The 16,720-nt window shown below is 46.5% G+C and carries 16 protein-coding genes; 7 read left to right on the forward strand and 9 right to left on the reverse strand.

Annotated elements, in window-relative coordinates; genetic code table 11:
• Nucleotides 1–11 precede the first annotated feature (11 nt).
• The gene (locus RHEIN_RS04270) at nt 12–2,015 is read left to right on the forward strand and encodes a PhoX family protein (protein ID WP_008897745.1); all 2,004 of its coding nucleotides are present in this window, start codon (nt 12–14) and stop codon (nt 2,013–2,015) included.
• 68 nt (nt 2,016–2,083) lie between these two features.
• On the opposite strand, the gene RHEIN_RS04275 is transcribed toward RHEIN_RS04270, so the two are convergent.
• Complete coding sequence (locus RHEIN_RS04275) at nt 2,084–2,377, reverse strand: DUF2798 domain-containing protein (protein ID WP_237704331.1); 294 nt, start codon at nt 2,375–2,377, stop codon at nt 2,084–2,086.
• 256 nt (nt 2,378–2,633) lie between these two features.
• On the opposite strand from RHEIN_RS04275, the gene RHEIN_RS04280 reads away from it, so the two are divergent.
• Complete coding sequence (locus RHEIN_RS04280; RefSeq protein ID WP_008897747.1) at nt 2,634–3,746, forward strand: serine hydrolase domain-containing protein; 1,113 nt, start codon at nt 2,634–2,636, stop codon at nt 3,744–3,746.
• 3 nt (nt 3,747–3,749) lie between these two features.
• Here the strand turns inward: RHEIN_RS04280 and RHEIN_RS04285 are convergent, their stop codons facing one another.
• The 4 genes from RHEIN_RS04285 to RHEIN_RS04300 form a co-directional block, all read right to left on the reverse strand.
• Complete coding sequence (locus RHEIN_RS04285) at nt 3,750–4,100, reverse strand: putative quinol monooxygenase (protein WP_008897748.1); 351 nt, start codon at nt 4,098–4,100, stop codon at nt 3,750–3,752.
• The gene (locus RHEIN_RS04290) at nt 4,100–5,023 is read right to left on the reverse strand and encodes a pseudouridine synthase (protein ID WP_008897749.1); all 924 of its coding nucleotides are present in this window, start codon (nt 5,021–5,023) and stop codon (nt 4,100–4,102) included. Before RHEIN_RS04290 ends, RHEIN_RS04285 begins: the two co-directional genes overlap by 1 nt.
• A 58-nt stretch (nt 5,024–5,081) precedes the next feature.
• Complete coding sequence (locus tag RHEIN_RS04295; protein ID WP_008897750.1) at nt 5,082–5,636, reverse strand: cytochrome b; 555 nt, start codon at nt 5,634–5,636, stop codon at nt 5,082–5,084.
• Between the two features lie 91 nt (nt 5,637–5,727).
• Complete coding sequence (locus RHEIN_RS04300) at nt 5,728–7,005, reverse strand: MgtC/SapB family protein (RefSeq protein ID WP_008897751.1); 1,278 nt, start codon at nt 7,003–7,005, stop codon at nt 5,728–5,730.
• 226 nt (nt 7,006–7,231) lie between these two features.
• Here RHEIN_RS04300 and RHEIN_RS04305 point away from each other — a divergent pair, with 226 nt between their 5' ends.
• Nucleotides 7,232–8,218, forward strand: a complete 987-nt coding sequence (locus tag RHEIN_RS04305; protein WP_008897752.1) for an LLM class flavin-dependent oxidoreductase — start codon at nt 7,232–7,234, stop codon at nt 8,216–8,218.
• Between the two features lie 46 nt (nt 8,219–8,264).
• Here RHEIN_RS04305 and RHEIN_RS04310 read toward each other — a convergent pair whose 3' ends face one another.
• The 3 genes from RHEIN_RS04310 to RHEIN_RS04320 form a co-directional block, all read right to left on the reverse strand.
• Nucleotides 8,265–9,251 (reverse strand): DUF481 domain-containing protein, encoded by a 987-nt coding sequence (locus tag RHEIN_RS04310; RefSeq protein WP_008897753.1) that lies wholly within the window; start codon nt 9,249–9,251, stop codon nt 8,265–8,267.
• A gap of 148 nt (nt 9,252–9,399) precedes the next feature.
• The gene (locus tag RHEIN_RS04315) at nt 9,400–9,882 is read right to left on the reverse strand and encodes a fasciclin domain-containing protein (protein ID WP_008897754.1); all 483 of its coding nucleotides are present in this window, start codon (nt 9,880–9,882) and stop codon (nt 9,400–9,402) included.
• Nucleotides 9,883–10,043: 161 nt separating this feature from the next.
• The gene (locus RHEIN_RS04320; protein ID WP_008897755.1) at nt 10,044–10,517 is read right to left on the reverse strand and encodes a hypothetical protein; all 474 of its coding nucleotides are present in this window, start codon (nt 10,515–10,517) and stop codon (nt 10,044–10,046) included.
• Nucleotides 10,518–10,778: 261 nt separating this feature from the next.
• Between RHEIN_RS04320 and RHEIN_RS04325 the strand changes: the two genes are divergently transcribed.
• Entirely contained in the window at nt 10,779–11,084 is a 306-nt protein-coding gene (locus RHEIN_RS04325; RefSeq protein ID WP_008897756.1) for an ArsR/SmtB family transcription factor, read from the forward strand.
• Between the two features lie 10 nt (nt 11,085–11,094).
• The gene (locus RHEIN_RS04330) at nt 11,095–12,147 is read left to right on the forward strand and encodes an alkene reductase (RefSeq protein ID WP_008897757.1); all 1,053 of its coding nucleotides are present in this window, start codon (nt 11,095–11,097) and stop codon (nt 12,145–12,147) included.
• A gap of 47 nt (nt 12,148–12,194) precedes the next feature.
• On the opposite strand, the gene RHEIN_RS04335 is transcribed toward RHEIN_RS04330, so the two are convergent.
• Nucleotides 12,195–13,652 carry a PepSY-associated TM helix domain-containing protein gene (locus tag RHEIN_RS04335; RefSeq protein WP_237704332.1) on the reverse strand — a complete coding sequence of 486 codons (1,458 nt, stop codon included), beginning with the start codon at nt 13,650–13,652 and terminating at the stop codon, nt 12,195–12,197.
• 376 nt (nt 13,653–14,028) lie between these two features.
• Between RHEIN_RS04335 and RHEIN_RS04340 the strand changes: the two genes are divergently transcribed.
• On the forward strand, nt 14,029–14,214 hold the full coding sequence (locus RHEIN_RS04340) for a hypothetical protein (protein WP_008897759.1): 186 nt from the start codon (nt 14,029–14,031) through the stop codon (nt 14,212–14,214).
• Nucleotides 14,215–14,594: 380 nt separating this feature from the next.
• The gene (gene fusA, locus RHEIN_RS04350; protein ID WP_443216041.1) at nt 14,595–16,700 is read left to right on the forward strand and encodes an elongation factor G; all 2,106 of its coding nucleotides are present in this window, start codon (nt 14,595–14,597) and stop codon (nt 16,698–16,700) included.
• Nucleotides 16,701–16,720: the final 20 nt, after the last annotated feature.

The following is a 16,720-nucleotide window of genomic DNA, read 5'->3' on the forward strand; positions in this document are numbered from 1 at the left end:
TCGGAGTCAAAATGCAGAACAAAAACTTCCAGATAGATAATTCGGGTATAGATCCACAAACTAACTTTTCAGATAACCCTGATTTTCAGTCCGTACTGGCCTCGCGCCGCAGCTTCTTAAAAGGCTCTTTAGGCGCAGCCATAGCTACCATTATGGGCACAGCTTTAGTCGGCTGCAGCAGTGATACAGCTGAACCAGTCACAGGCCCTGTTGGAATAAAACCAGAACCCGCGCCTGTGTTATTAGGTTTTGCCGCTATTGCAGCTAACCGCCTGGATGATATTACAGTGCCAACTGGTTACACAGCCCGTGCTTTTTTACCTATGGGCACACCAGTCTCGGGTAGTTACCCTGCTTATCTGGCTGACGGCAGTAATACTGGTGCCGACATGGAACAGCAAGTGGGCGCTCACCACGATGGTATGCATTTTTTCCCTTTAGATGCGCGCAGTAGCAACCAAAACAGCGACGAAGGTGTACTGGTATTTAACCATGAATATCTGGACGCCAATGTATTACACCCTATGGGTCCAACAGGTTTACCCCGCCCTGCAGACGAAGTTCGTAAAGAAGTAGCGGCCCATGGCGTCACTGTGGCTCATATCAAAAAAGATGCACAAGGCCAGTTCCAACTGGTGCAAGGCAGCCCGCTAAACCGCCGTATCACAGGTGCAACTCCTATGGATATCACAGGTCCTGTGCGTGGTGATGCCAAAGTGGTGACTAAATACAGTCAGGACGGCACCCGCACCCGCGGTACTTTAAATAACTGTGGTAATGGATTTACCCCTTGGGGTACTTATTTAACCTGCGAAGAAAACTGGGCTGGTTATTTTATGAATGCCGATGCGACCCAGCCACGCGAGCATAAACGTTATGGCGTAGGCAGCAGAAATGGCCGTTATTATTGGGAAACCGCAGACTCAGGTGCAGAGCAATATCAGCGCTTTAATGCAACCAGTATAGGAGCTGATGCCACTGAAGATTACCGTAACGAGCCCAATACTTTTGGCTGGATAGTAGAAATTGACCCATTTAATCCAGACAGCGTGCCACAAAAACGCACAGCTTTAGGCCGTTTTGGCCACGAAGGCGTCATTTTTGGCCCTGTAGTGGAAGGTCAACCGATCACTGTTTATTCAGGTGATGACTCCACTTTCGAATACATTTACAAGTACGTGTCCAATGCAGCCTATTTTAAAGCGACGGCGGGCGGTCATTTATTGAATGATGGAACTTTGTATGCCGCTAAGTTTAACGCTGACGGTTCAGGAGAATGGTTGCCTCTGGATTTCAATAACGAAACCCTGATGACCAAAGCCGCTGCTGCTGGTATCAACTTCGACAGCCAGGCCGACATTTTATTAAATACCCGTTTGGCCGCTGATATTGCAGGCGCTACAAAAATGGACAGACCTGAATGGGGTGCAGTGCATCCAACGACGGGTGAAGTGTATTTTACGCTGACCAATAATACCCGTCGTACCATAGAACAGATTGACGCCTCTAACCCACGCGCTAATAACGCCACTGGCCATATCATTCGCTGGAAAGAACATGCCGCAACTTCGGGTTTAAGTTTTAGTTGGGATATTTTCCTGTTGGCTGGTGATGTTGGCACCACAACACCTGGTAGCAACCTGACTTTAACAGCAGACAATCATTTAGCAAGCCCTGACGGTTTAATGTTCAGTGCAAACGGTTTACTCTGGATCCAAACCGATATGAGTGGTTCTCAGCAAGGCGAAGGCCCTTATGGCAATAACCAGATGCTGGTGGCTGACCCTGCAAAAGGCGTTATAAAACGCTTTTTTGTCGGCCCGGTAGATGCAGAAGTCACAGGCTTGGCTTTTACCCCAGATCTAAAAACTATGTTTGTTAACGTCCAGCATCCGGGTGACCGCTCTACCCCAACCCAGTTTACCAGTAACTGGCCAGCGAACGACGGCAGCAGCAGACCACGTTCAGCGACCGTGATTGTCACCAAAGATGATGGTGGCGTAATAGGTTCTTAAGACACTTTCAAAGCATAAAGCCGGTGTAATAACCGGCTTTTTTATGCGCTTCAGGAGGGCTTGCAGACTTAAGGCGTTTCCACAATAAAACTGGTTAGTTTTCGCACCAGCGGTAAAACCAGCAACAACACCGGATAAGCCACTACCCAGGATAAAGCCCAGGCCGCCAACCAGATATTCAGCTCAAAACCGCCAAAACCGGTACTTTTTAAGGTGCTGATCAAAGACACAATACAGCTCATAATAATGGATAAAATCAGCGGCATTATATAAGCCATAAAGCGGGCAGGCAGTTTTTTAAATACAGGTTTTGACATCATCAGGGCCAGACAACTTAAGAGGCCGTTATGATAAAGACTCACTTTATCTTTCCCCAACCCTAAACTATGGATTTGCGACTAAAACATAAAAACACAAGGCAGTTTCAGTCGTTTTAATTTTATCGCAGCTCTGCTTCGCAATGAGTCTCAGCGCATTTAGCAAAACACGCTGCATAAAACTGTTATGACGACTGCAATTCTGCCTGCTAAAGTTTTTCTGTGTCTGCGAACTTTGTCATACTGATACTGTTCACGCCTCAAATAGACCAACCAAGCCAACTGCAACAGGAGTAGCTTTATGTTTAAAGCTGTATTGAACATCTTCGCTCTGGTGCTGCTATCAGGTTGTGGCGGTGGATCATCAGGCAATACAAGTCCCACTATCCCTCCTCCCGCAGGTAACAGAGTCGTATGGGAAGTAACAGCAGGCAATGGCTGGCAAAGCAGTACAGCCGAAGCAGAACACTTTAACAGAACCACTTTGAACCAGGCGTTTCAGGATGGGCAAAACTTACCCTCTCTGTATGCCATGGTTGTAGTACGTAATGGTTTATTAGTCGGAGAAGCCTATTACCATGGCAAAACTGCCTCTGATTTATTACAAACCCGTTCTGTCACCAAAACTGTGATGATGTTATTGATTGGTAAAGCCATCTCACAAGGCCATATTCAAAGTGTCGAACAACCTATCACAGATTTTCTGAGTGACGACTATGCGACTTTATTGACTGACAAAGCGGATATCCGGATCCGGCATTTATTAACTATGACTTCAGGCATTAGCTGGGATGAAAGCACCACTGCTGGATATAACAACTGGGTATTGTCGGCAGATCCGACTCGTTATGTACTGCAACGAATGATGAGTAGCGCGGCTGGCACCAGTTTTAACTACAACTCAGCAGCAGTGCACTTATTGTCGGTGATCTTGCAAAAAGCGACAGCGATGTCGACTTCTGATTATGCGCAACAGGAATTATTCGACCCCTTGGGGATCTCCAACGCGGGCTGGGAATTACTTGAGGACGGATACATAAACGGCGGAGCAGGTTTAACCATCAGCGCGCGGGATCTGGCTAAAATCGGTTTATTGTTGCAGCAACAAGGACGCTGGCAACAGCAGCAGCTTATTCCTGCCAACTGGTTACAACTGGCAGCCAGCCCACACAGCACAGGACGCAACCAACTCAGCAACCTGAACCTGACAAACTACGGTTATTTATGGTGGTTGGGCACCCTATCAGGACAACAGGCGCAACTGGCCTGGGGTTTTGGTGGGCAGTTTATTTTGACTCTGCCAGAGAAAAACCTGACGCTGGTGCTATTACAAAACCATAGTTCAGGCACCAGCACTCAACAGCAGCAACAAGGTATGCAACTGCTGCAACAAGTTCTGACATCCGCCTTATAGAGCTTAACCTAATTGTGGCGCGTCAAAATTTTCCGGCTCATCGCTGTAAATGCACACATTCCAGTCCTGAGCTAAGCCTGTTTCAGCGAGACACCAGGTCTGGAAAAAGTCTTTAATTTCATTACGCTGGCAATGGGCTTCAAAGCTTTGGATATCAGTCCAGATTTCATTAAAGACAATAGGAAAACTTTTACCTTCAGCAAAAGGGCTTGAAATATGACGGGTCACTCTGTATTGCAGACAACCATCTTCGCGTAAGGTATTGGCCTCTAAACCTTGCAGCACTTTAAAGAGTTCAGCTTCTTTGCCTGGCTTAGGTAAAAACTGAGCGATGCAATACACTTTTTTAGACATTAGTTTTCCTTCGATTCGGTTATAACAGGCCAGCTTTGCAACTGGCGGGGTGATTCAAACTGATGATCCAGACCTGTCACTGGGTCAACAAAACTTAATCGTTTTGCCAATAATTGCAGAGGTTCGGCAAAATTCAGCTGCTGCTTCGGCAACAACACCGGGTAATATTTATCAAATAAAATAGGGCAACCCACAGACAGCATATGTAACCTCAACTGGTGGGTTTTTCCTGTATGGGGGCAAAGTTCAAATAATCCAAGTTCAGCGCGTTTTTCCACCAGCGTCAGGCTGGAAAAGGCATTCACTTCCCCATCCACTGATTGCATTAAAAAAGCCGGAGTTGATTTTTCCAGCCGGTTTTTAACCTGCCAGCGATTTGGCAATTCGAGTTGCTGAAGTTCTTCAGATAACCTGGCCACCGCCTGATAACTTTTACGGATATGCCCTTGCGCAAAGAGTTGATAATACAAAGGCCTGCTTTGGCTGTTGACAGAAAACAGCACCAAACCTGCTGTTTCTTTATCCAGTCTGTGCACTGCTACCACATCGTGCAACCCCGTATCACGCTTCACTCTTTCCAGCAGACATTCGTTAACAAATTCACCGCCTGGCGTCACGGGTAAAAAATGCGGTTTGCAGGCGACAATAATATGCTCATCCTGATACAAAATCTGATGGGTAAAAGGAATCACAGGCTCAACTGGCACTTCACGGTGATAACAGACGCGGCGACTGGGTAAAAACGCGGTGTTTGCGTCAATCAATTCGCCACCAAACCAATAGACTTTGCCATCAGCAACTCGTTGTTGCCAGGTGGCAGCATCAATACGATGAAATTTTTCAATCAGAAAACTCAGCACTGTCCCCCACCCCAAATCTTTGGGTGGCAAGGTAATTTCAGATGGTTTTGTTGCTTTGCTCATACAGCCTCACGTCAGAGGGCCTGAGTTAAGACAATTCAAAGCTTTGAGTCAACCTGTTTTAACTTTTTGTACTGAATAAAGCGGGCAACATACGCTTTAATGTGTTGTCTTTAGCAATATAGTGATGTGCCAAGGCCCCCAAAACATGTAAAGCAATAAAAACGTAGCCTGTTTTACCCACAAGCTCGTGCACTTCTTTAATAAAGGCCGCTACATCAGGATCCGGCTTTATCAATGCAGGCAACTGAACACCCCAAAAAGGGATGATGCTGTCTGCAGCACTTAATAGCAGATAACCTAATACAGGCATCAGCAGTAAAAATACATAAAGCGCAGCATGCATCAAAGCTGCGATTTTTAAAACAGCTGCTTTAGGTGCCGGCTCGATCAGAGGAATAAGACTAAAACGCCTGACCAACAAGCGAAGCCACGTAATACACCATAAACTTAAGCCCAGCACAAAATGTACTTCTTTGATCAAGTCACGCTCCAAAGAACCTTTTACAAAGATCACCCTGAACTCAATGCTGGCATAAATAGCAATGATCAACAGGACCGTCAGCCAATGCAAACGCAACATCCAGGCACTGTAACTTTGTTGTGAAACCGACATAACCACCTCTGTGTTTACTTGCTTGCTGAATTTTGCCTGTTCAAACTTAACAGAAACTTAGTTTCTGCGTAGTTAGCTTCATGCAGACCACTCAAGAAAAACGAAACAACAGCAATCCCGCCAGACTCAGCACCAGCATGGCTGCAGAGATTCGCAGTGCAAGGTTTTGAGTTCCAGCCACCCATACCATGGTTGTTTTCACCAAAGAATTACTTAAGATAGCGATGCCAATAGCAGTAGCCGCCAGCTGAACAGACTGACCACGACTGGCATAATCGGCAAGAGATAAACTAATAGCATCCACATCAGTTAAACCCGCCAGAGCAGCCAGCCAATACAAACCCTGACCTGGTGCATAATGCTCAGCCAGTTTAACCAGCAGCAGTACCAACGCAAACAACAAAGCAAACTGGATAGCCGACCATAAACTAAAAGGATTATTCACAGGCACAGCAGTAGCAACAGAGGCGGATTGCAGTCTGTGACTGGCCAGAAAAAAAGCAATTGCCAGTACTGCGGTGACTAAAGCCAATCCCACTAAAGGCCATAACAGTTGCTGCATTAAAGGCACAGATATAGCAGTCACAATAAGAATCACGCGGCCAAACATCACCAGCCAGGACATTAAAATGCCAGCTGCCAGCCGGTTAGCGGCTCCACTATCATTTTCGATTTGACTGCTGCGGGCAAAACTTAAGGTCATAGCTGTGGATGATACCAGCCCACCAGTCAGAGCAGTGATCATGGTGCCTTTAACTGAACCTAAAGAACGTACAGCTATATAACCCACTAAAGACAAAGCAGAAATTAATATCACCAGTAACCAGAGTTTATAAGGGTTGAGTGCCTGCCAGGGGTCTATTGCTTCATTCGGCAACAAGGGCAATACAATAAAGCTGGCAATCAGCAATTTCAGGCCTGCATACAGATCATCAGCACCAATTTTGCTGATCAAGCCATGCAAAGGCTCCCGAAACGCCAGAATAGCCGAAGTGAAAATAGCCAAAGAGACGGCGATTTCTGAAAAACCAAAAATGACAGCGCCGCCTAATAAACACACGGTAATAGCAGACAACTCGCTGGTTAATCCCAAAGCCACAGCTTTGACTTTGTTTTCCAGATAATAAGCACAGAGTACTGTCACAGAAACAGCCGACAAAGCCGCAATAAACAACCATGGCGTTTGCAAATGCACAGACAACCAGGCACTGACAGCCCCCAATTGAGCAAACAAAATGTAAGTACGGACTCCGGCAAAAGAGCCGGGGTGATCATTGTGTTTGTGTTTTTCCCGCTCAATGCCAACCAAGGCACCAATAAGCAGCGCAATCAAAAAGTTTTGCGCCAGTGTGAGGTCAAATCCGGCCATAATTCATATTCTTAGGTATTTGATCCCAGCATAGCTGAATTTTTGTGTTGTTCGTTGATCTGTCACAACCCTAAGCCTGTTTGCAGCACTTCACCGCAAAAAATAAAGCATCGGGCGGCAAAATCCGACTAAATAGATCACAAGACTTGAATCCACAAGGTACTGCACCCATTGCTGCATTAGTTTCATACCAATCGGTATGTAATCACAGCATAGCGGAGCACCGATGATCCCTTTTTCTATTTTAGATTTAGCCCCTGTCTCTTCTGGCAGTTCTGTTGCCGACAGTTTTGCCAACAGCAAAGCCCTAGCGCAACTGGCAGAGACTTTGGGTTACAAGCGGTACTGGCTGGCTGAACATCACAATATGCCGGGCATCGCCAGTGCGGCGACCTCTTTGTTGATTAGCCACTTAGCTGCTGCTACTTCGCGTATTCGTTTAGGGGCTGGTGGCATTATGCTACCCAACCATTCACCTTTGGTTATTGCAGAACAGTTTGGAACTTTGGCTACTTTGTATCCGGACCGCATCGATTTAGGCGTAGGCCGGGCTCCAGGCAGCGATCAGCAAACCGCCCGGGCATTGCGGCGCAATAGAATGGAAACTGAAGATCAATTCCCAACAGATATCCTCGAACTGCAACAGTATTTTGGTCCTGTCAAAGCCGATCAACTGGTGCAAGCGGTACCGGGGCAAAACCTGAATGTACCTTTATGGATTTTAGGTTCAAGCTTATATGGAGCTCAACTGGCCGCTCATTTGGGTTTACCTTTTGCTTTTGCGTCCCATTTTGCCCCCGCCATGATGTTTCAGGCTGCAACTTTATACCGCAAAGAATTTAAAGCCTCGGCTCAACTGGAAAAACCCTATCTGATGTTGGCGCTGAATGTATTTGCCGCAGAAACTACAGCAGAAGCCCGGCATCTGTTTACCTCACCTCAACAGCAGTTTGTCAATTTAGTCAGGGGTGTACCGGGTTTATTACCAGCACCAGTCGACGATATGAACCACATCTGGCAAGCGCATGAAAAAGCTTATGTTGAAAAAGCTCTGGCTTGTTCAGTGATAGGCAATCCGGCTGAAGTGAAAAAAGGTTTGCTGGATTTTATTGAACAAACCCATCCGGACGAACTGATGCTCACCAGCATGATGCACGACCCAAAAGCACGGCAAACCAGTTTTCGGATTGCATCTGAGCTTATCGGTAACTAACAGCCATGGAGAGGCAGAGCTAAAACTCTGCCTTAGGTGGACTCACTCAGAATTTGGCTCCTATGCTGAGTTTTTGATGTAAATCGCGACTGTCGACAGGAATCACCTGATCCTGTGGTAACACCAAATCAATTTTTGACCAGTCAAAATCCACAGAAAATGACAAACGAATACGTTCCGTCAGGTAATAACTCAGGCCCGTACTCAAATTCACATCCTGCTTAAATTTGAGAAAACTCACGGGTTGATTCACTGGCTTTAAATAACTGCCTTCGTTAAAAAGCTCAAAACTGCTGCCGGGCCATACATAACGCAAATCCCACTCCAGCTGAATATGGCGAAAATCCAGACTTTGCCTGTCCCCCAGCACCAGTTCCAACCCGGCCGTATCTTTGAAGTAAGTCCGTTTGATACCGGCCAGAGCTATCAGCTCTACTCTAAGCTCAGCCGTGTCATAAAAGCTGTAACCCAGGCCTGAACTTAAATCGACATTTTTGTATTCTGAGGCAATAAAATCCTGAGCGTAATCCAGTTTATTACGCCAAAACAGCTGAGGTTGAAAAAAATAGTCGGCACCGGGATTCAACAGGTATTTGTGGGTTTTCTTCAGCGAATTACTGGTTTCGTAATCGTACTTTCCATCAAAGGTCAATCGCAAATTATCATCACGTTGCTCAAATGCAGTTTTAAAGCCCAGATTATCCGTGCTGTTGCTACTGCGCTTTTTGCCCGCTGTTAAATCTACACTGGACTGTCTGACTGGCTGGTTTTTTACCACCGCAGCTTCTGAAGGGACAGCAGCAGGCTTCACTTCAATAGCCGCTATTTTTGGCTGCTCAATACGATCAATCTGAGTTCTGGGTAATTGTACTTGTCCTGAATAAGGCAAGTTCAGAAATACAATTTTTTTGTCCTGCTGGGTGATAGTGCCAGTTAATCTGTCACCATTTTTCATCCACACTACAGCAGCCTGCCCTGTAGACGCTTCACAGCATATACACCATAACAAAGCCACAAAAAGCAGCGTTTTCATCACAGCCATCTTCCTTGTGAAGACCAAACCAAACTTGAATAGACCGTGAGTTTAACAGCAGTGGATTTGTCAATGCAGCTGCCTCCAGCAAAAAGATATAAAAGAAAAAGGAGCACAAGGCTCCTTTTCAGTCAGTTTGCGAAACGGGTTATTTTGGCAAGACAACAGCATCAATCACATGAATAACACCATTACTGGTTTCAATGTCAGTGCTGATCACCTTAGCGCCGTTTACATAAACCACACCTTCTTCGACTGCAATTTTCAAATCCTGACCTTGTACTGTGGTTGCTGAGGTTAATTTCACCACATCTGCAGCCATCACTTTACCTGCCACCACATGATAGGTCAGCACATTAGCCAATGCGGCTTTGTCTTTGAGCAAGGCCTCTAAATCTGCTGCCGGCACCTTGGCAAAAGCTGCGTCGTTTGGCGCGAACACGGTAAAAGGGCCAGTACCTTTTAAGGTATCGACCAAATCAGCCGCTTTTACTGCAGTCACCAGTGTGTTGAAACTGCCTGCCGCTACTGCAGTATCAACAATATCAGCCTTGGCAGAAGCGTAAGATGCAGCAGAGACAACTAAAGCTGCAGAGAGAACGGTTAAATTCAATAATGAGCGAAATTTCATTCTGATTTCCTTTTTTGTTGAACATAAAACCCGCAATAACAAACGGGACAGATGTTCAAAAGGATCAGAAGTATATTTCTTTATTTTCCATAAACTTAAGCTAAATTTAACCGTAATACGCTGTAAAACCAAAATGGTTTATTTAAGCCAGTTTTGAAAATTCAGCTTTTGTCTTTTTGTGTTTGCGTAAGTTGCCAGCAGCGTGACTCATGCCGTGTTACAGCCCCGAAGTCAATTGAAAATCCATTCGCTTCCAGCGCAGCTAAAGCTTCATCCTCATGATCTGTTGGATGAAAAACTTCAGAGGTGTTTTCGGCATTTAAGCTTTTTAAGGTTTGCTCAATTTGCCAGCGGCCTATGACATCAGAAGGCCAAAGTACATATTCCAGAGTCAAACCTCGTTTTAAATCCTGTTGCAGCAAATGCACCATCAACTGCTGACTCTGGGCTGCAGTAACAGACCAATGGCGTAAATCCACAATACGAGCCCATGGCTTGCCTTGCATAGTTTGGCAAAACTGCTCCAAAGCTTCGGCATAGCGGGCCGTCAGATAGTCTTCGTGAATACCTTTAAAACACACATAAAGCGCATTTTTGCTGCACCTGAGTTCCAGTGATGACAAAAAACCATTCATAACAAGTCTTGATTAATCAGCTCTATCTGAGCATAGCAGCAGATATATACATCATCCTTGAACCTGCAGCTTTGTTGACTTCACTCCTCGCCCCAGTCACATAGGACGACTATGCTCCTGGGGTCTCGTTTACTCGTCGCCTCCCTGCATATTCAATGATTTCGCCTACAAATGTACCGACCGGAACAAAATAAAGATTGCATATCGAAAACTCGCGATATATAGTTCGTTACATCGCGATATAAGTATATGGATTAAACGATGAGCTCTGCAGAACTCGACGAGATGATCAAAGCCCTGTCCCACCCTGTGCGGCGGGACATTTTAAACTGGCTGAAACAACCTGAAGTCTATTTTGCTGATCAAGAGCACCCTCTGAGTTTTGGGGTGTGCGCCGGTAAAATTGACCAGAAAACAGGCTTGTCTCAGTCCACAGTCTCAGCCCATCTGGCCACTTTGCAACGAGCTGGATTTATCAGCAGCAAAAAAATAGGCCAGTGGAGTTTTTTCTCGCGTAATGAAGAGGTTATTCAACAATTTCTGGCGCGGTTAACTGATCAACTTTAAGGAATTACAGATGCCAACTTTATTTGATACCCTCACCCTGGGTGATTTAACTCTGAAAAACCGTATTGTGATGGCGCCTTTAACCCGCTGTCGCGCCGACGAAGGCCGTGTGCCCAATGCCATGATGGCTGAGTATTATGCCCAGCGCAGCAGCGCAGGTTTAATTTTATCCGAAGCCACATCAGTCACAGCTATGGGTGTGGGTTACCCTGACACACCGGGTATTTGGTCTGACGCCCAAGTGCAAGGCTGGAAGCTGATCACTGACGCAGTGCACGAAGCGGGCAGCCGTATTTTCCTGCAGCTGTGGCATGTAGGTCGTATTTCCGATCCATCTTACTTAAATGGCGCACAACCTGTAGCACCAAGCGCAGTGCGTCCGGCCGGTCATATCAGCCTGGTACGTCCGCTGAAAGATTATGACGAACCACGGGCTTTAACTCTGGCTGAAATTAAAGAGGTAGTACAAGCCTATCGTCAGGGCGCTATCAACGCCAAAGCTGCTGGTTTTGATGGTGTGCATATACATGGTGCCAATGGTTATTTACTCGACCAGTTTTTACAGGACAGCACTAATTTACGTGACGACGAATACGGTGGTTCCTTAGAAAACCGTGCCCGTCTGATGCTGGAAGTGACAGACGCCTGTATTGACGTCTGGGGCAAAGACAGAGTCGCCATGCATTTAGCGCCCCGGATGGATGCTCACGATATGGGTGATTCCAATCGCACAGCCACTTTTGGTTATGTCGCCACAGAGCTGGGTAAAAGAGGTATAGCTTTTATCTCTACCCGTGAACATGCAGCTGACGACAGCATCACGCCGCTGATCAAACAGCTGTTTGGTGGACCAGTGATTGCGAATGAAAAATTCAGCAAAGCAGAAGCGAATCAGTGGCTGGCCGAAGGTAAAGCCGACGCAGTAGCCTTTGGTATTCCTTTTATTGCCAACCCGGATTTACCAAAACGCTTAGAGCTGGATGCCCCACTCAACGAGCCACGCAAAGAACTGTTTTACGGTAAAGGCCCGTTAGGTTATACCGATTATCCAACCTTAGCCTAGTTTTCTTCACAGAAACAAAGGCCAGCTTCCATGCTGGCCTTTTCGTTTTAGTGCAGCCAGGACCTATTCTGCCAGAACCTCAGCAGAACAAAAGCAAACAACGACAATACCAGTAGCGGAAACAGCATCACCAACAGCAGCAAACTCAGCTTTAAGCCCCAGGGTAAATTATCTGAGCTTTGCAAAGCTGGTAACCAGCGTCCTGGTTTTCTGCGTCGCCACCATAGGGTTAAACCTGCAATTAAAGCCGTCAGTACCAGCAAACAAAACAGCAAATTCAGCCACTGATTCCAGACCCCGTATTGCCGCCCTAAATGGGTCATAGTGCCCCACTCCACCACTTTGGCTAAGGCCGAATAACGTTGCCAGCCAATATCATCCAGCAATTCTCCATTAGCAGGATCTATATAGAGTGTCTGCTGGCCTTCGGCTTTGTCCGGTATATAGTTGATTTTAAATACATCTTTTTCTGTTGCCGGATAAAAAATCCGTACACCCGGACCATAAGTTTCCAGCGCCAGTCGGGTCAGATAAGGTTCCGCCTTGCTGATATCCGGCTGTTGTGGTTCAGATGTTAATCCGTGCAACTCCGAATGTTGAAGATGGGCTGGTTGCGGCGCCGGATACTGCTGTGTCACCCAGGATCCATTGCCTCCGGTAACATGCACTTGTGCTGAGTCTGTTGCAGACTGCGCCAGATGTTCATGATGAGGATCCACAGCTCTGCTTTTCACAGTGTCGGGCAAATGAAAGTTTGGCGATGGAGTGACCCAGTGCCACTCTGGACTAAAGTCTCGACCTAACTTTGCAAACTGCTGACCCCAAAAGGTCGACCATGGCATACCGCTGAGTACCAAAAATGCCAAAGCGAATGAGCTGACAAGCGCCAGAACTGCGTGCCAGTCACGCCAGTGCACCCGACCATCACCGCGTTTTCTTGGCACTAAAACCCCGGCAAGCCGCCAGTGTTTCGGCCACCAGAGCCAGCCACCTGTCAGCAGTAAGAATAAAGTCCAGCATGACATCCACTCGACAATATAAGCCCCTGTTGTGCCAGCTATCAGTACAGCATGCAGACGCCGCATTATGGCCATTGGTTGAGTTGTGGGGTCAATATCAGCCTGCACTGCTAAACGGTATGGGTCCAGATAAATCAGATGTACCGCATCAGGCGCGGTAAGTTGCCAGCGCACGGCCTGAGTTGGAGCCTGAGCTAACATCACTCTGTTGATGCTCCAATCCGGATACTGCTGACGCAGGTAGTCTTGCTGCTGCGCTAATGTGGCGGCAGTACCTTGTGGTTTTACCTGATAGGCATCCTGCTGCCACCACTGATCAAATTCACGGTCAAATAAGTAAGCACAGCCGGTGACCACCAAAACCAACAATACGGGCGCTATCATCAGCGCAGACCAGCCATGCCAGAAAAAAACCGCTCTTTGAGCAGCGGCGGCACGCTGTTCTCTCTGCTGCTGTTGTGGGGCAGGAGTAGTGAGTTCAGCCATAATGATCATCAGCCATAGCTGAAAAAGAAAATGCAGAACAAAGCAGACTTAGCAGAATGCGACGGGGAAATGGCATAAAAAATAACGCCTTAGCATGAAAAGGTTAACTGGGCGTTAGTTTTACACAAGGGGCAGTGTCAACCCATGCGACATATTGTCGCAGTTAAAGGGAGTAGATAAATTGTTTCACTGACCAGTGTAGTACTACAGCGCCTTGCCCATTGCGGCATAGATCAGTATGCTACCGCGATTTTTTAACAGTGCAGTTTTACTGCTTAGCTGGCAAAAACTGAAAACCGCAAGGCTAATGCCGCCGTATACTAAGTCGTGAACTAAAGCTTGTCCTGAGGCAGCTTAAATAGTAGTGGAGTGATAAGTGCTGACCGATATGTTGTTATTTACAGCCCGACTGGGTTTGTTACTGCTGTTGTTGATCAATCTGATTTACGTGTTTTTCCCTGGTGCAGAGATCACAAAAGAGAAAAGAACAGAGCAATTGATCGAACATTGCATTTTGGCAATGACTGGCCTCGTTGGCTTAGCCGTGCTTCAATTCGTCTGATTTTTTGGCGCAGCATCCCCCCTGATTCGAATGCCTGCTGTGCAGGCGTTCACTCTTGTGCTCTTTATCAGCCTGCAGATTGACTCATTTTTATCACATCAGTTACCCATCTGGCAGGCTACACTGCTGAAATACCAGATTTCTGCACGCCACTCAGCTTTGTTTTCAGAAAAATATCACCGCAGAAACACTGCTGTAACCTGCGTCATTTAAGCTTCTGAGCCTTGGAGTGACAGCATGCGACACTGGGGCGAATTCAAGTTCAGCCAGCCCTGCTAAACGCGGACATAAAATTCATAGATACAGGTGATTTTTTTTCGGGCAAATCGGAATAATTTCCTGTATATTGTCGCACTATTTTCAAACCCTAGTTTATAGAGATTACTATGTCAGCAGATTTATCCTTATACAGAAACATTGGTATCTTCGCCCACGTTGATGCCGGCAAAACCACTACTACCGAGCGTATCCTGAAACTGACCGGTAAAATCCACAAGCTGGGCGAAGTTCACGAAGGTGAATCAACCACTGACTTCATGGAACAGGAAGCTGAGCGTGGTATTACTATCCAGTCAGCGGCAGTAAGCTGCTACTGGAAAGGCTACCGTTTCAACGTTATCGATACACCAGGCCACGTTGACTTCACAGTTGAAGTGTACCGTTCTCTGAAAGTATTAGATGGTGGTATCGGTGTATTCTGTGGTTCTGGTGGTGTTGAACCTCAGTCAGAAACTAACTGGCGTTATGCGAACGACGCAAAAGTATCTCGTCTGATTTTCGTAAACAAGCTGGACCGTATCGGTGCTGATTTCCTGCGTGTTACAGAACAGGTGAAAAAAGTTCTGGGCGCTCAGCCGCTGATCATGGTTCTGCCAATCGGTCGTGAAGATACTTTTGTTGGTGTTGTTGATCTGCTGACTGAAAAAGCGTACGTGTGGGATGACTCTGGCCAGCCAGAAAACTACACTGTGACTGATATCCCTGCTGATATGCTGGACGACGTTGAAATGTACCGTCAGCAACTGATTGAAACTGCAGTAGAACAAGACGATGACCTGTTAATGGCTTATATGGAAGGTGAACAACCTACTATTGAACAGATCAAAGCTTGTATCCGTAAAGGTACCCGTGATCTGGCCTTCTTCCCAACTTTCTGTGGTTCAGCCTTTAAAAACAAAGGTATGCAGTTAGTGCTGGATGCTGTTGTTGATTACTTACCATCACCAACTGAAGTAAACCCACAGCCACTGACTGACGAAGAAGGTGCTCCAACTGGCGAATACGCTATCGTTTCTGCTGATGAGCCGTTCCGCGCTTTAGCATTCAAAATCATGGATGACCGTTTCGGCGCCCTGACCTTTATCCGTATTTACTCTGGTGTACTGAACAAGGGTGATACCCTGCTGAACTCGTTCACAGGTAAAACAGAACGTATCGGCCGTATGGTTGAGATGCACGCGAATGACCGTACTGACCTGACCACTGCTCAGGCTGGTGACATCATTGCGCTGGTAGGTCTGAAAAACAACACCCAGACTGGCCACACCCTGTGTGATCCAAAACACGAATGTACTTTAGAACCAATGATCTTCCCAGAGCCGGTAATTTCTATCTCTGTAACTCCAAAAGACAAAGGTTCTGTTGAGAAAATGAGTATCGCGATCGGTAAGATGGTTTCAGAAGATCCAACTTTCCGTGTTGAAACTGATCCGGATTCAGGCGAAACCATCCTCAAAGGTATGGGTGAACTGCACTTAGATATCAAAGTAGACATCTTAAAACGTACTTACGGTGTTGAATTAGTAGTAGGTCAACCACAGGTTGCTTACCGCGAAACTATCACTCGTGAAGTTGAAGACAGCTACACGCACAAGAAGCAATCTGGTGGTTCAGGTCAATACGGTAAAATCGACTACCGCATTCGTCCGGGCGAGCAAAACTCTGGCTTCAAGTTCATCTCTTCTACTGTTGGTGGTAGCGTTCCAAAAGAATTCATGCCAGCCATCGAGAAAGGTTTTGCTTCAATGATGAGCACTGGTACTTTAGCTGGCTTCCCGGTATTAGACGTTGAAGTTGAAGTATTCGACGGTGGTTTCCACGCAGTTGACTCTTCAGCCATCGCGTTCGAAATCGCTGCTAAAGGCGCTTTCCGTCAGTCAATTCCAAAAGCTGGCGCACAACTGCTTGAGCCAATCATGAAAGTTGACGTCTTCACTCCTGAAGATCATGTAGGTGATGTAATCGGTGACTTAAACCGTCGTCGTGGCATGATCTCTGGTCAGGAAGCTGGCGTAACTGGCGTACGTATCAAAGGCGACGTACCACTGTCTGAGATGTTCGGTTACATCTCTACACTGCGTACTATGACTTCTGGTCGTGGTCAGTTCTCTATGGAATTCTCTCACTACTCACCATGTCCACAAAACGTGGCTGATACTGTGATTGCAAAAGAGAAAGAAAAGAAAGCTGCCGCTGCTAAGAACTAATTAGCCGCTAAAGCATAAAA

This window comes from Rheinheimera sp. A13L (genome assembly GCF_000217935.1).
GTDB lineage: Bacteria > Pseudomonadota > Gammaproteobacteria > Enterobacterales > Alteromonadaceae > Pararheinheimera.